The organism is Neobacillus dielmonensis (assembly GCF_000612665.1).
Lineage (GTDB): Bacteria > Bacillota > Bacilli > Bacillales > Cytobacillaceae > Neobacillus > Neobacillus dielmonensis.
The window spans coordinates 20,988-35,710 of sequence record NZ_HG942021.1; the positions used below are offsets into that span (position 1 = coordinate 20,988).

A 14,723-nucleotide genomic window follows, 5' to 3' on the forward strand; every position below is an offset into this window, starting at 1 on the left:
TGCTTATTTTTAGTATAAAATCGGCATAAGAAGGAAATGATGACAAAATAATAGTCAAAATGTGAAAATGTGGTTTTTGAACAAAAACCCTTTTTCTTTTTGTCTGATAGGAAGAGCTTATGCTTCTCCTGCAGATGTAATAGATTATTTAAATAACGCTTGATTTGAGGGGTGAATCAGTTGACAGGTCAACTAGTTCAGTATGGACGACACCGCCAACGTAGGAGTTATGCGCGAATCAGTGAAGTGTTGGAATTACCAAATCTTATTGAAATCCAAACCTCTTCCTATCAATGGTTTTTGGATGAAGGATTGCGTGAAATGTTCCAGGATATTTCACCAATTGAAGACTTTACTGGTAACCTATCACTTGAATTTATTGATTACAGCCTTGGCGAGCCAAAATACTCTGTTGAGGAATCAAAGGAACGGGACGTTACATATTCTGCTCCACTCCGTGTGAAGGTACGTCTTGTAAACAAAGAAACAGGTGAAGTAAAAGATCAAGATGTATTCATGGGTGATTTCCCGCTTATGACAGAAACAGGCACGTTTGTCATTAATGGCGCAGAACGCGTTATTGTTTCACAGCTTGTGCGCTCACCGAGTGTATACTTCAATGCAAAGGTTGATAAAAACGGTAAAAAAGGTTTTACAGCTACCGTCATTCCGAATCGTGGTGCTTGGCTCGAGTATGAAACGGATGCCAAGGATGTTGTTTATGTAAGAATTGACCGGACTCGGAAACTTCCCGTAACCGTTCTTCTGCGTGCACTTGGATTTGGCTCCGATCAAGAGATTATCGATTTGATTGGTGATAATGAGTACATTCGTAATACGCTGGAAAAGGACAATACGGAAGGTGTAGATAAAGCGTTGCTTGAAATCTACGAACGCCTGCGTCCGGGTGAACCACCAACAGTTGAAAATGCGAAGAACTTACTGATATCACGTTTCTTCGATCCAAAGCGATATGATTTGGCTAATGTAGGCCGATATAAAATCAACAAAAAGCTTCATATTAAAAATCGATTATTTAACCAACGTTTAGCTGAAACGCTAGCCGATCCAGAAACAGGCGAAATCATTGCCGAAAAAGGGACACTTCTTGATCGAAGAAACCTAGATCGTATTTTGCCTGCCCTTGAGAAAAATATTAACTTCCAATCATACAGCCCTGTAGGTGGTGTAGTGGAGGAAGAAATCGTTTTACAAGGGATTAAAATATATGCCCCTGGCGATGAAAATGAAAAAGTAATTAATGTAATGGGAAATGCCTATGTGGCGGAACCGATTAAACACATCACTCCGGCTGATATTATTGCGTCGATCAGCTACTTCTTCGATTTATTGCATGGAGTAGGGGATACCGATGATATTGACCATTTAGGAAACAGACGCCTTCGTTCTGTTGGGGAATTGCTGCAAAATCAATTCCGTATCGGTTTGTCTCGGATGGAACGTGTCGTACGCGAAAGAATGTCTATTCAAGATACGGCAACCATTACACCTCAGCAGTTAATTAATATTCGACCTGTTATTGCGTCAATTAAGGAATTCTTCGGAAGTTCCCAGTTGTCTCAGTTTATGGACCAAACGAATCCGCTTGCGGAATTGACTCATAAACGCCGTCTGTCGGCATTAGGACCAGGTGGACTTACTCGTGAACGCGCAGGTTTCGAAGTTCGTGACGTTCACTATTCCCACTATGGCCGTATGTGTCCAATTGAAACTCCAGAGGGACCAAACATCGGGTTGATTAACTCTTTATCAACATATGCAAAGGTTAATCGTTTCGGCTTTATTGAGACGCCGTACCGACGGGTTGACCCGGATACCGGGAAGATTACTGACCGGATCGACTACTTAACAGCAGACGAAGAGGATAACTATGTAGTGGCCCAGGCAAACTCTCGCCTTGGTGACGACGGTTCGTTCTTGGATGAAGAGGTTGTTGCCCGTTTCCGTGGTGAAAACACCGTTGTGAAACGCGAACGCGTTGACTACATGGATGTATCTCCAAAACAAGTAGTTTCTGCTGCAACTGCTTGTATTCCGTTCCTTGAAAATGACGACTCGAACCGTGCGCTAATGGGAGCAAACATGCAGCGCCAAGCTGTGCCGCTCATGCAGCCGGAAGCACCTCGTGTTGGTACTGGTATGGAATACGTATCAGCAAAAGACTCGGGAGCAGCTGTTATTTGTAAGCATGATGGTATTGTTGAACATGTTGAGGCCCGCGAAATTTGGGTTCGTCGTGTGAGAAACATAGATGGTCAAGAAGTAAAAGGTGACCTTGATAAATATCGTTTATTGAAATTTGTACGTTCTAACCAAGGTATGTGCTATAACCAAAGACCGATTGTCGCTGTAGGTGACCGTGTTGTAAAGGGTGAGGTACTTGGTGACGGGCCATCCATGGAATTGGGTGAGTTGGCACTGGGACGTAACGTATTAGTTGCTTTCATGACATGGGATGGTTATAACTATGAGGATGCCATCATCATGAGTGAACGATTAGTTAAAGATGACGTTTATACTTCTATCCATATCGAGGAATATGAATCAGAGTCCCGTGATACCAAGCTTGGACCTGAGGAAATCACTCGTGATATTCCAAACGTCGGAGAAGATGCTCTTCGCAATTTAGATGAGCGCGGTATTATTCGAATTGGGGCCGAAGTAAAAGACGGCGATTTGCTTGTCGGTAAAGTAACGCCAAAGGGTGTAACAGAACTGACTGCTGAAGAACGCTTATTACATGCCATATTCGGTGAGAAAGCACGTGAAGTCCGTGATACATCACTAAGAGTACCGCATGGCGGTGGCGGAATTATTCACGATGTCAAAGTATTTAACCGGGAAGATGGAGATGAACTCCCTCCAGGAGTCAATCAACTTGTCCGCGTATATATTGTTCAGAAACGGAAAATCCATCAGGGCGATAAAATGGCAGGACGCCATGGTAACAAAGGGGTTATTTCCCGTATATTGCCTGAAGAAGACATGCCATTCCTTCCAGATGGTACACCGGTTGATATCATGTTAAACCCATTAGGGGTGCCATCAAGGATGAACATCGGGCAAGTGCTTGAACTTCACTTAGGTATGGCTGCAAGATACCTCGGTATTCACGTTGCTACACCGGTATTTGATGGTGCACGTGAAGAAGATGTCTGGTCAACAATCGAAGAAGCTGGCATGGCCCGCGATGCGAAGACCGTTCTATATGATGGACGCAGCGGAGAACCATTTGATAACCGTGTATCTGTTGGTGTCATGTACATGATTAAACTGGCACACATGGTTGATGATAAATTGCACGCCCGTTCTACTGGACCATACTCACTTGTTACGCAACAGCCATTGGGTGGTAAAGCTCAATTCGGTGGACAACGTTTTGGTGAGATGGAGGTTTGGGCACTTGAAGCATATGGTGCAGCCTATACACTGCAAGAAATTCTTACAGTAAAATCGGACGATGTCGTGGGTCGTGTGAAAACATACGAAGCGATTGTCAAAGGTGAAAATGTTCCTGAACCAGGTGTTCCTGAATCGTTCAAAGTTTTAATTAAAGAGCTTCAGAGCCTTGGACTCGATGTCAAGATTCTTTCCGGCGATGAAGAGGAAATTGAAATGCGGGATACTGATGACGATGATGACCTACAACAGGTGGACACGTTAAATATTGTTCCTGAAGCACCGAGCTTTGAATCTGAAAAAGTTGGTACAAAAGAATAACTCATAAACTTACAGCTTAATCCCCCGAACAAGCGGGGGATCAGCTGCTTGCATGAATTTAAAAGCGGGTAAAACCTGGAGATCAAAAGGGAGGTAGGCCCCTTGTTGGACGTTAATAATTTTGAATACATGAAGATTGGTCTTGCTTCACCGGATAAAATCCGTTCTTGGTCATTCGGAGAAGTCAAGAAGCCAGAAACCATTAACTATCGTACATTAAAGCCTGAGAAAGACGGATTGTTCTGTGAAAGAATTTTCGGTCCGACAAAAGACTGGGAGTGTCACTGCGGAAAGTATAAGCGTGTACGCTATAAAGGTGTTGTGTGTGATCGATGCGGTGTTGAAGTAACTCGTGCTAAAGTCCGCCGTGAACGCATGGGCCATATTGAATTAGCTGCACCCGTTTCCCACATTTGGTACTTTAAAGGAATTCCAAGCCGGATGGGACTTGTATTAGATATGTCCCCACGTGCTTTAGAAGAAGTGATTTACTTTGCTTCTTATGTTGTAACTGAATCTGGAGATACAGCTCTAGAGAAGAAACAGCTTCTATCAGAAAAAGAATACCGCACTTATCGTGAGAAGTACGGAAACAAATTCCAGGCTTCCATGGGTGCTGAAGCAATCAAAAAGCTATTATCTGATATTGATTTAGATAAAGAAGTAGATATTCTTAAAGAGGAATTAAAAACAGCCCAAGGTCAGCGCCGTACGCGGGCGATCAAGCGCCTTGAGGTACTAGAGGCCTTCCGTAACTCAGGAAATGAGCCATCTTGGATGATCCTTGATGTTCTTCCAGTTATTCCTCCGGAGCTTCGCCCAATGGTGCAATTGGATGGTGGGCGTTTTGCTACATCCGACCTAAACGATTTATATCGTCGTGTGATTAACCGTAATAATCGGTTAAAGCGTTTATTGGACCTTGGTGCGCCAAGCATTATTGTTCAAAACGAAAAGCGAATGCTGCAAGAAGCAGTTGATGCTTTGATTGATAACGGACGCCGCGGACGCCCTGTTACAGGTCCTGGTAATCGACCGTTAAAATCACTTTCCCATATGTTAAAAGGTAAGCAAGGACGTTTCCGTCAAAACTTGCTTGGGAAACGGGTTGACTACTCTGGACGTTCTGTTATCGTCGTTGGTCCTAACCTAAAAATGTATCAGTGCGGTCTTCCAAAAGAAATGGCACTTGAATTATTTAAGCCATTTATTATGAAAGAGCTTGTTGAAAAAGGGTTAGCCCACAATATCAAGTCTGCAAAACGGAAAATCGAACGGGTATCTCCAGAAGTTTGGGATGTCCTAGAAGATGTTATTAAAGAACATCCAGTATTGCTTAACCGTGCCCCAACGCTGCATAGACTAGGGATTCAGGCATTTGAACCAACGCTTGTAGAAGGACGTGCAATTCGTCTTCATCCGCTTGTTTGTACAGCATACAATGCGGACTTCGACGGAGACCAGATGGCTGTGCACGTGCCACTGTCTGCGGAAGCACAAGCAGAAGCCCGTCTATTAATGCTAGCGGCTCAAAACATCTTGAACCCTAAAGATGGTAAGCCAGTCGTTACACCTTCTCAGGATATGGTATTAGGAAACTATTACTTAACATTGGAAAGGGAAGGCGCTGTCGGTGAAGGTATGATTTTTAACGACACCGCAGAAGCTGAACTTGCTTATCAAAATGGGTATGTTCATTTGCACAGCCGTGTTGCCGTTTTCGCTGGTTCATTAGGAAATGAGACCTTTACGGAAGAGCAGAACCAAATGATGTTGATTACCACTGTTGGTAAATTGATTTTCAATCAGATTCTGCCAAAATCTTTCCCATATATTAACGAACCAACAAGAGATAATCTTGAAGTGAAAACCCCGGAAAAATATTTTGTTGCTAAAGGCGAGGACATCAAAGCAAAAATTCAATCAATGCCATTGGTGGATCCGTTCAAGAAGAAAATTCTTGGAAACATCATTGCCGAAGTGTTCAAACGGTTTAAAATTACCGAGACCTCTAAAATGCTTGACCGCATGAAAGATCTTGGATTTAAATATTCGACTAAAGCAGGGATCACTGTTGGTGTTGCTGATATCGTCGTACTCGGCGAAAAAGAGCAAATTCTCCATGAAGCCCAAGCGAAGGTCGATAATGTAATGAAACAGTTCAGACGTGGTTTAATTACCGAGGATGAACGTTATGAGCGTGTTATTTCAATTTGGAGTGCTGCGAAGGATACAATTCAAGGGAAATTGATGAAATCCTTAGCTAAAACGAACCCAATCTTTATGATGAGTGATTCCGGTGCCCGTGGTAACGCCTCTAACTTTACCCAGTTAGCTGGTATGCGTGGTTTGATGGCGAACCCGGCTGGACGGATTATCGAGCTCCCAATTAAGTCAAGTTTCCGTGAAGGATTAACCGTATTAGAGTACTTTATCTCGACACATGGTGCGCGTAAAGGTCTTGCGGATACAGCCCTTAAAACAGCTGACTCTGGTTACTTAACACGTCGTCTAGTTGACGTTGCCCAGGATGTAATTGTTCGGGAAGATGACTGTGGAACTGACCGCGGCCTTGCGATTCGCTCCTTAAAGGATGGCACTGAAATTATTGAATCGCTTGAAGAACGTTTAATCGGTCGTTATGCCCGCAATAACATTAAACATCCGAAGACCAATGAAATCCTTGTGAGAGAAAATGAACTTATCACTGAGGACCTTGCTGCTACTATTGTTGAAGCTGGAATTGAAGAAGTTAAAATCCGCTCTGCATTTACATGTAATACCCGTCATGGTGTATGTAAGAAATGTTACGGACGAAACCTTGCAACAGGTCAAGAAGTGGAAGTCGGCGAAGCAGTTGGTATCATTGCTGCCCAATCAATCGGTGAGCCTGGTACACAGTTAACGATGCGTACTTTCCACACAGGCGGTGTTGCTGGAGATGACATCACACAAGGTTTACCGCGGATTCAAGAGATTTTTGAAGCCCGTAACCCTAAAGGTCAAGCTGTTATTACAGAAATTGAGGGTACCGTTATTGCCATTAATGAAGGACGTGACCGTCAGCACGAAATCGTCATTCAAGGTGAAGTGGAATCCCGCACATACAATGCTCCGTATACAGCCCGACTGAAAGTGGCTGCAGGAGACCAGGTAGAACGCGGTCAAGAATTAACCGAAGGTTCTATCGATCCAAAAGAGTTAATCAAAGTAAAAGACGTGAAGTCTGTCCAAGAATACCTGCTTCGTGAAGTTCAAAAAGTTTACCGTATGCAGGGTGTTGAAATTGGTGACAAACACGTTGAAGTAATGGTACGGCAAATGCTTCGCAAAGTTCGTGTCAGCGATGCAGGTGAAACAGATGTACTTCCAGGTACATTACTCGATATTCACCAATTTACTGATGCGAATGAAAAGGCATTATTATCTGGTAAAATGCCGGCTACTGGACGCCCTGTATTGCTCGGTATTACTAAGGCTTCTCTTGAGACAGATTCATTCCTTTCTGCAGCATCGTTCCAAGAAACAACAAGAGTTCTTACCGATGCAGCGATCAAAGGCAAGCGGGATGAGTTACTTGGCTTGAAGGAAAATGTTATCATTGGTAAGCTTGTGCCTGCTGGAACAGGAATGCAGCGCTATCGGAAAGCAGAACCTGTACTAAGAGACACAACATCAGAAGAGCCGATTACGGTAGAATAAAATAATTTACGGTGCCAGTATTACTGGCACCGTATTTTAAAGACTTTAGCTTCTAACAAAAAAAGTAAAAATATATTTGACATCCTTTTTAGAAGATGGTACTATATCAAAGGTGCTCCTATTCATTTGATACTTTGGAGGATATGAAAGTTGTCTAATGATAAAGTATTAAAGTCCAATGAGTTTATTATAGGAACAAAACAAACAGTGAAAGCACTAAAGGAAGGTATTGTAAAAGAGTTAATCGTTGCTAAAGATGCTGACCCTAAGTTAGTTGAAAAGGCTATAAACGAAGCTCATAAACAAGATGTTCCAATCCAATATTGCGATTCGATGAAACGATTAGGAAAAGCATGTGGGATCCAAGTAGGTGCAGCAGCTGTTGCTATTATCCGTTAAAAACTGTTTTTGCAGTAGAATAGTCTGCAAGAACTTTGTTTTTGCAAAAAAATGAACCACCTGGATGTGTGGGTCTACAAATTGTGAAAGGAGGAAAAAACATGCCAACAATTAACCAATTAGTGCGTAAACCACGCCAATCAGTGACAGAGAAATCAAAATCTCCTGCGCTAAATAAAGGTTATAACAGCTTTAAAAAATCTCAAACAAATGTATCTTCACCACAAAAACGCGGGGTATGTACTCGTGTAGGTACAATGACTCCAAAGAAACCAAACTCAGCGTTACGTAAATATGCTCGTGTACGCTTGACTAATGGTATTGAGGTGACAGCATACATTCCTGGTATCGGCCACAACCTTCAAGAGCACAGTGTTGTTCTTATCCGTGGCGGACGTGTAAAGGACTTACCAGGAGTGCGTTATCATATCGTTCGTGGTGCGCTTGACACTGCCGGTGTGAACAACCGTATGCAAGGTCGTTCTAAATACGGTACTAAAAAACCAAAAGCAAAAAAATAAAATCATAAAAATATAGAGCTTTTTTGAAAGGAGGAAATACGATGCCACGTAAAGGTCCTGTAGCAAAGAGAGATGTATTGCCAGATCCGCTTTACAATTCAAAGCTGGTTACCCGCTTAATCAACAAAATGATGGTTGACGGTAAGAGAGGTAAATCTCAAGCTATTCTTTACTCATCATTTGATATTATTCGTGAACGTACTGGCAAAGAACCAATGGAAGTGTTCGAAGCAGCACTTAAAAACATTATGCCAGTACTTGAAGTTAGAGCACGCCGTGTAGGTGGTGCAAACTACCAAGTACCAGTTGAGGTGCGTCCTGACCGCCGTACAACTCTTGGTCTTCGCTGGTTAGTTAACTATTCACGTCTTCGCGGTGAAAAAACCATGGAAGAGCGTTTAGCTAACGAAATCATGGATGCAGCTAACAACACTGGTGCCTCTGTTAAGAAACGTGAAGATACACACAAAATGGCAGAAGCGAACAAAGCGTTTGCTCACTATCGTTGGTAATCTCATCTTCAATCAAAAATCTTTCATACTAGGAAGGAGAAAAACCCAATGGCAAGAGAGTTCTCCTTAGAAAACACTCGTAATATCGGCATCATGGCTCACATTGATGCCGGTAAAACGACGACCACTGAACGGGTCCTTTATTACACTGGTAAAATTCATAAAATCGGTGAAACACACGAAGGCGCGTCTCAGATGGACTGGATGGAGCAGGAACAAGAGCGCGGAATTACAATCACATCCGCTGCAACAACAGCACAATGGAAAGGTCACCGTGTTAACATCATCGACACCCCAGGACACGTAGACTTCACAGTAGAAGTTGAACGTTCCCTTCGTGTACTTGATGGTGCGGTTGCTGTGCTTGATGCGCAATCTGGTGTAGAACCACAAACTGAAACAGTTTGGCGTCAGGCAACCACTTACGGTGTTCCACGTGTTGTGTTTGTTAACAAAATGGACAAAATCGGTGCAGACTTCTTGTATTCAGTTAAAACAATACATGATCGTTTGCAAGCGAATGCCCACCCAATTCAGTTACCAATCGGTGCTGAAGACCAGTTTGAGGCTATCATTGACTTAGTAGAGATGAAAGCTCATTTCTACACCAATGACCTTGGTACTGATATCGAAGTGAAAGAAATTCCAGAAGAATACCGTGCGCAAGCTGATGAATACCACGAGAAGCTTCTTGAAGCAGTAGCAGAACTTGATGAAGAATTAATGGAAAAGTATCTTGGCGGAGAAGAGATCTCTGTTGAAGAGTTAAAAGCTGCTATCCGTAAAGGTACTGTAAACGTTGAATTCTTCCCAGTTATCTGTGGCTCTGCATTTAAAAACAAAGGTGTTCAATTAATGTTGGATGCAGTTATTGAGTATCTTCCATCTCCATTAGATGTACCTTCTATTAAAGGTCATGCAGTTGATGATGAAGATGAAGTGCTTGAGCGTCACTCAAGTGATGATGAACCATTTGCTGCTCTTGCATTCAAAGTTATGACTGACCCTTATGTTGGTAAATTGACTTTCTTCCGTGTTTATTCTGGTACTTTAGAGTCAGGATCATATGTCCAAAACTCTACAAAAGGCAAGCGTGAACGTATTGGTCGTATCCTTCAGATGCATGCTAACCACCGTCAAGAAATCTCTAAGGTTTATGCTGGTGACATCGCTGCAGCTGTAGGTTTAAAAGATACAACAACAGGCGACACTCTTTGTGATGACAAAAATCCTGTTATCTTAGAGTCTATGCAATTCCCAGAGCCTGTTATCCAACTTTCTGTAGAACCTAAGTCAAAAGCTGACCAAGACAAAATGACAACTGCCTTGCAAAAGCTTCAAGAAGAAGATCCAACATTCCGTGCACATACTGACCAGGAAACTGGACAAGTAATCATCGCTGGTATGGGTGAACTTCACCTAGATATCATCGTTGACCGTATGAAGCGTGAATTCAAAGTTGAAGCTAATGTAGGTGCACCACAAGTTGCTTACCGTGAAACATTCCGTGCTTCTGCACAGGTTGAAGGTAAATTTGCCCGTCAGTCTGGCGGCCGTGGACAATACGGACATGTTTGGATTGAGTTCTCTCCAAACGAAGAAGGTAAAGGCTTTGAATTCGAAAATGGCATCGTCGGCGGTGTTGTTCCTCGTGAATACATTCCTGCGGTTGAAGCTGGTTTGAAAGACGCACTAGAGCGTGGTGTTCTTGCTGGTTATCCATTAGTAGACATCAAAGCAAGACTATTTGATGGTTCTTACCATGATGTTGACTCATCTGAGATGGCATTTAAAATCGCTGCTTCTTTAGCACTTAAAAATGCAGCTTCAAAATGTTCACCAGTTATCCTTGAACCGATGATGAGAGTTGAAGTTGTAATCCCTGAAGAATATCTAGGCGATATTATGGGACAAATTACAGCTCGCCGTGGTCGTGTAGAGGGTATGGAAGCTCGTGGTAATGCACAAGTAGTACGTGCAATGGTTCCACTATCAGAAATGTTTGGTTATGCTACAGCCCTTCGTTCAAGTACTCAAGGACGTGGAGTATTCTCCATGCACTTCGATCACTACGAAGAAGTTCCAAAATCAGTTTCTGAAGAAATTATCAAAAAAAATAAGGGTGAATAATTGATTTTCACCCATCTATCAAGTATAACTACTTATGTATTAATGGAAACTGTTATCTTGAACCAACATTATAGCAGTTTCCACTAAAAATATACTTATAAACTTTATAATCCAAAGGAGGATTTTCAAATGGGAAAAGCTAAATATGACCGCTCTAAACCACACGTTAACATTGGTACAATTGGCCACGTTGACCATGGTAAAACAACCCTTACTGCTGCAATCACTTCTGTACTTGCTAAACAAGGTAAAGCAGAAGCTCGTGCATACGATCAAATTGATGGTGCTCCAGAAGAAAGAGAACGTGGTATCACAATCTCTACTGCACACGTTGAGTATGAAACTGATGCTCGTCACTATGCACACGTAGACTGCCCAGGACACGCTGACTATGTTAAAAACATGATCACTGGTGCTGCTCAAATGGACGGCGGTATACTTGTAGTATCTGCTGCTGACGGTCCAATGCCACAAACTCGTGAGCACATTCTTCTTTCTCGTCAGGTAGGCGTTCCTTACCTTGTTGTATTCATGAACAAATGTGACATGGTAGACGACGAAGAATTACTTGAATTAGTAGAAATGGAAGTACGTGACCTTCTTACTGAGTATGACTTCCCTGGTGATGATGTACCAGTTATCAAAGGTTCTGCTCTTAAAGCATTAGAAGGCGATGCAGCTTGGGAAGAAAAAATCATTGAATTAATGGATGCTGTTGACAGCTATATCCCAACTCCAACTCGTGACACTGACAAACCATTCATGATGCCAGTTGAGGACGTATTCTCAATCACTGGTCGTGGTACTGTTGCTACTGGCCGTGTAGAACGCGGACAAGTTAAAGTTGGTGACGTAGTTGAAATCGTTGGTTTCACTGAAGAGCCAAAATCTACTACTGTAACAGGTGTAGAAATGTTCCGTAAACTTCTTGACTTTGCTGAAGCTGGTGACAACATCGGTGCCCTACTTCGTGGTGTTTCTCGTGACGAAGTTGAGCGTGGACAAGTTTTGGCTAAGCCAAAAACTATCAACCCACACACTTCTTTTAAAGCTCAAGTTTATGTATTGTCTAAAGAAGAAGGTGGACGTCATACTCCATTCTTCTCAAACTACCGTCCACAATTCTATTTCCGTACTTCTGATATCACTGGAATCATCACTCTTCCAGAAGGTACTGAAATGGTAATGCCTGGCGATAACACTGAAATGTCAGTTGAATTAATCGCTCCAGTCGCAATCGAAGAAGGAACTAAGTTCTCTATTCGTGAAGGCGGACGTACAGTTGGTTCAGGTTCAATCACAACTGTAATTAAATAATATAACTATTAGTGAAAGCAGATGGGTGACGACTCATCTGCTTTTTTTATTTTACGAATCTTACTTTTTGGTTCTTTTACACATGATTGTTGGCTTTCGCTCTAATCAACAGAGTTGAAAAATCAACAATGTCGTTTATCAGATCCTACTTTTAAAAGAAGATTGTACCGTGTTTCTTCTATATAATATGAAACACATTGTAAAGTATGAGGTATAAAAATTAGGATATTACTGGAGAATGTATAATCCTATTGAAATCGGGTATCTGACCCGTTATAATAGTAAAAGTGTTAAACACCAAGTAATTCAATATTATTGTTGCAATTACCCAGTGTTTTATGTATAATAGACAATGTTGGTCTTTGACTGCGATGATGTGGGAGGTTGCTGACACACCCGGCCGCTTTGCCATGGCGCGTGTGTGAGGATATTTCCACAGAGTATGTCTATTTTGAAAATAGGCGAATAAAGGAGGGAAAATAATGGCAAAACAAAAGATTCGTATCCGCTTAAAAGCTTATGATCACAGAATTCTTGATCAATCTGCAGAAAAAATTGTTGAAACAGCAAAACGTTCAGGTGCAGCCGTTTCGGGTCCGATTCCGCTTCCAACTGAAAAATCTGTCTACACAATCTTACGTGCGGTTCATAAGTACAAAGATTCTCGTGAACAATTTGAAATGCGGACACATAAGCGTCTAATCGACATCGTTAACCCAACTCCACAAACAGTTGATGCGTTGATGCGTTTAGATTTACCATCTGGTGTAGATATCGAAATTAAACTTTAATCTAATAAACATTATAAACCACAGGAGGTGTGACTTACATGACCAAAGGAATCTTAGGAAGAAAGATTGGTATGACTCAAGTATTTGCAGAGAACGGCAATTTAATCCCTGTAACAGTTGTTGAGGTAGCAGCTAACGTTGTTCTTCAAAAGAAATCAGTTGAGACTGACGGATATACTGCTATCCAAGTTGGCTTTGAAGACAAACGTGAAAAGTTAGCTAACAAGCCAGAAAAAGGGCATGCTGCAAAAGCAAATACTGCTCCTAAGCGCTTCGTTCGCGAATTCCGCGAAGATGACTTAGCAGGCTATGAAGTTGGTCAAGAAGTCAAAGTTGATATTTTCGCTGCTGGCGATTTAGTAGATGTAACAGGAATCTCAAAGGGTAAAGGTTTCCAAGGCTCTATCAAACGCCACGGACAATCCCGCGGCCCAATGGCCCACGGTTCTCGTTACCATCGTCGTCCTGGTTCAATGGGACCTGTTGCTCCAAACCGCGTATTCAAAGGTAAATTGTTACCTGGACGTATGGGCGGAGAACAAGTTACTGTACAAAACCTTGAAATTGTTAAAGTTGATGCTGAACGCAACTTGCTATTAATCAAAGGTAACGTTCCAGGAGCTAAAAAAGCATTACTAAAAATTAAAGGTGCGGTTAAAGCATAATTAATTTTTCGGAAAGGAGGAAAAAGGAATGCCTAAAGTAGCATTATTAAACCAAGCTGGTTCTCAAGTTGGCGAAATCGAACTAAATGAATCAGTATTTGGAATTGAGCCAAACCAACACGTATTGTTTGAAGCAATCGTTATGCAACGTGCTTCATTACGTCAAGGTACTCACAGTGTAAAAAATCGTTCTGAAGTAAGCGGCGGTGGTAAAAAACCATGGCGTCAAAAAGGAACTGGACGTGCTCGTCAAGGTTCGATTCGTTCACCACAATGGCGCGGGGGCGGTACTGTATTCGGTCCTACACCACGCAGCTACAGCTATAAATTGCCTAAAAAGGTTCGTCGTTTAGCAATCAAGTCTGCTTTATCTTCTAAAGTTCAAGAAGAGAATATTTTAGTACTTGAAGCCTTAACGTTCGAAGCTCCAAAAACAAAAGACTTCAAAGCTGTTTTAAATGGTCTTTCTGTTGAGAAAAAAGCATTAATCGTTACTGCTGACCTTGATGAGAGCGTAGCATTATCTGCTCGTAACATCCCTGGTGTAACAGTTGTAACAGCTGATGGAATCAACGTTTTAGACGTTGTTAATCATGATAAATTGATCATGACTAAAGCAGCGGTTGAAAAAGTAGAGGAGGTGCTTGCATAATGGATGCACGCGATATCATTAAGCGCCCCGTTATCACTGAACGTTCTACTGACCTTATTGCTGAAAAGAAATATACTTTTGAAGTAGATGTGAGAGCTAACAAAACTCAAGTTAAAGATGCTGTGGAAGAAATCTTCGGTGTTGATGTTGAGAAAGTTAACATCATGAACTACAAAGGTAAATTCAAGCGTATGGGTAAATTCGGCGGCTATACAAACAAGCGTCGTAAAGCAATCGTAAAATTAACAGCTGATAGCAAAGAAATTGAATTCTTTGAAAGCTAAAAATTAATA

11 protein-coding genes are annotated in these 14,723 nt (G+C 41.9%); all 11 read left to right on the forward strand.

Translation table 11 applies throughout. The features are described from left to right. Positions 1–180 precede the first annotated feature (180 nt). Positions 181–3,741: a DNA-directed RNA polymerase subunit beta gene (gene rpoB / locus BN2425_RS00560; protein WP_042453939.1), complete on the forward strand. Its 3,561-nt coding sequence runs from the start codon at positions 181–183 to the stop codon at positions 3,739–3,741. Positions 3,742–3,843: 102 nt separating this feature from the next. Continuing rightward, positions 3,844–7,443 (forward strand): DNA-directed RNA polymerase subunit beta', encoded by a 3,600-nt coding sequence (gene rpoC, locus BN2425_RS00565; RefSeq protein ID WP_042453941.1) that lies wholly within the window; start codon positions 3,844–3,846, stop codon positions 7,441–7,443. 150 nt (positions 7,444–7,593) lie between these two features. Then, complete coding sequence (locus BN2425_RS00570) at positions 7,594–7,842, forward strand: 50S ribosomal protein L7ae-like protein (RefSeq protein ID WP_042453943.1); 249 nt, start codon at positions 7,594–7,596, stop codon at positions 7,840–7,842. A 101-nt stretch (positions 7,843–7,943) separates the two neighbouring features. Further along, positions 7,944–8,363, forward strand: a complete 420-nt coding sequence (gene rpsL, locus BN2425_RS00575) for a 30S ribosomal protein S12 (RefSeq protein WP_042453945.1) — start codon at positions 7,944–7,946, stop codon at positions 8,361–8,363. A gap of 41 nt (positions 8,364–8,404) precedes the next feature. Continuing rightward, the gene (gene rpsG, locus BN2425_RS00580; protein WP_042453947.1) at positions 8,405–8,875 is read left to right on the forward strand and encodes a 30S ribosomal protein S7; all 471 of its coding nucleotides are present in this window, start codon (positions 8,405–8,407) and stop codon (positions 8,873–8,875) included. A gap of 48 nt (positions 8,876–8,923) precedes the next feature. Continuing rightward, positions 8,924–11,005, forward strand: coding sequence for an elongation factor G (gene fusA, locus BN2425_RS00585; RefSeq protein ID WP_042453948.1), 2,082 nt, complete (start codon positions 8,924–8,926; stop codon positions 11,003–11,005). Between the two features lie 129 nt (positions 11,006–11,134). After that, the gene (gene tuf, locus BN2425_RS00590; RefSeq protein ID WP_042453950.1) at positions 11,135–12,322 is read left to right on the forward strand and encodes an elongation factor Tu; all 1,188 of its coding nucleotides are present in this window, start codon (positions 11,135–11,137) and stop codon (positions 12,320–12,322) included. Between the two features lie 482 nt (positions 12,323–12,804). After that, positions 12,805–13,113: a 30S ribosomal protein S10 gene (gene rpsJ, locus BN2425_RS00595; protein WP_007085291.1), complete on the forward strand. Its 309-nt coding sequence runs from the start codon at positions 12,805–12,807 to the stop codon at positions 13,111–13,113. A gap of 38 nt (positions 13,114–13,151) precedes the next feature. Then, positions 13,152–13,778, forward strand: coding sequence for a 50S ribosomal protein L3 (gene rplC, locus BN2425_RS00600; RefSeq protein ID WP_042453953.1), 627 nt, complete (start codon positions 13,152–13,154; stop codon positions 13,776–13,778). A gap of 28 nt (positions 13,779–13,806) precedes the next feature. Beyond that, positions 13,807–14,430: a 50S ribosomal protein L4 gene (gene rplD / locus BN2425_RS00605; protein WP_042453955.1), complete on the forward strand. Its 624-nt coding sequence runs from the start codon at positions 13,807–13,809 to the stop codon at positions 14,428–14,430. Then, positions 14,430–14,714 carry a 50S ribosomal protein L23 gene (rplW, locus tag BN2425_RS00610; RefSeq protein ID WP_042453957.1) on the forward strand — a complete coding sequence of 95 codons (285 nt, stop codon included), beginning with the start codon at positions 14,430–14,432 and terminating at the stop codon, positions 14,712–14,714. The genes rplD and rplW overlap by 1 nt, the downstream gene beginning before the upstream one ends. Positions 14,715–14,723: the final 9 nt, after the last annotated feature.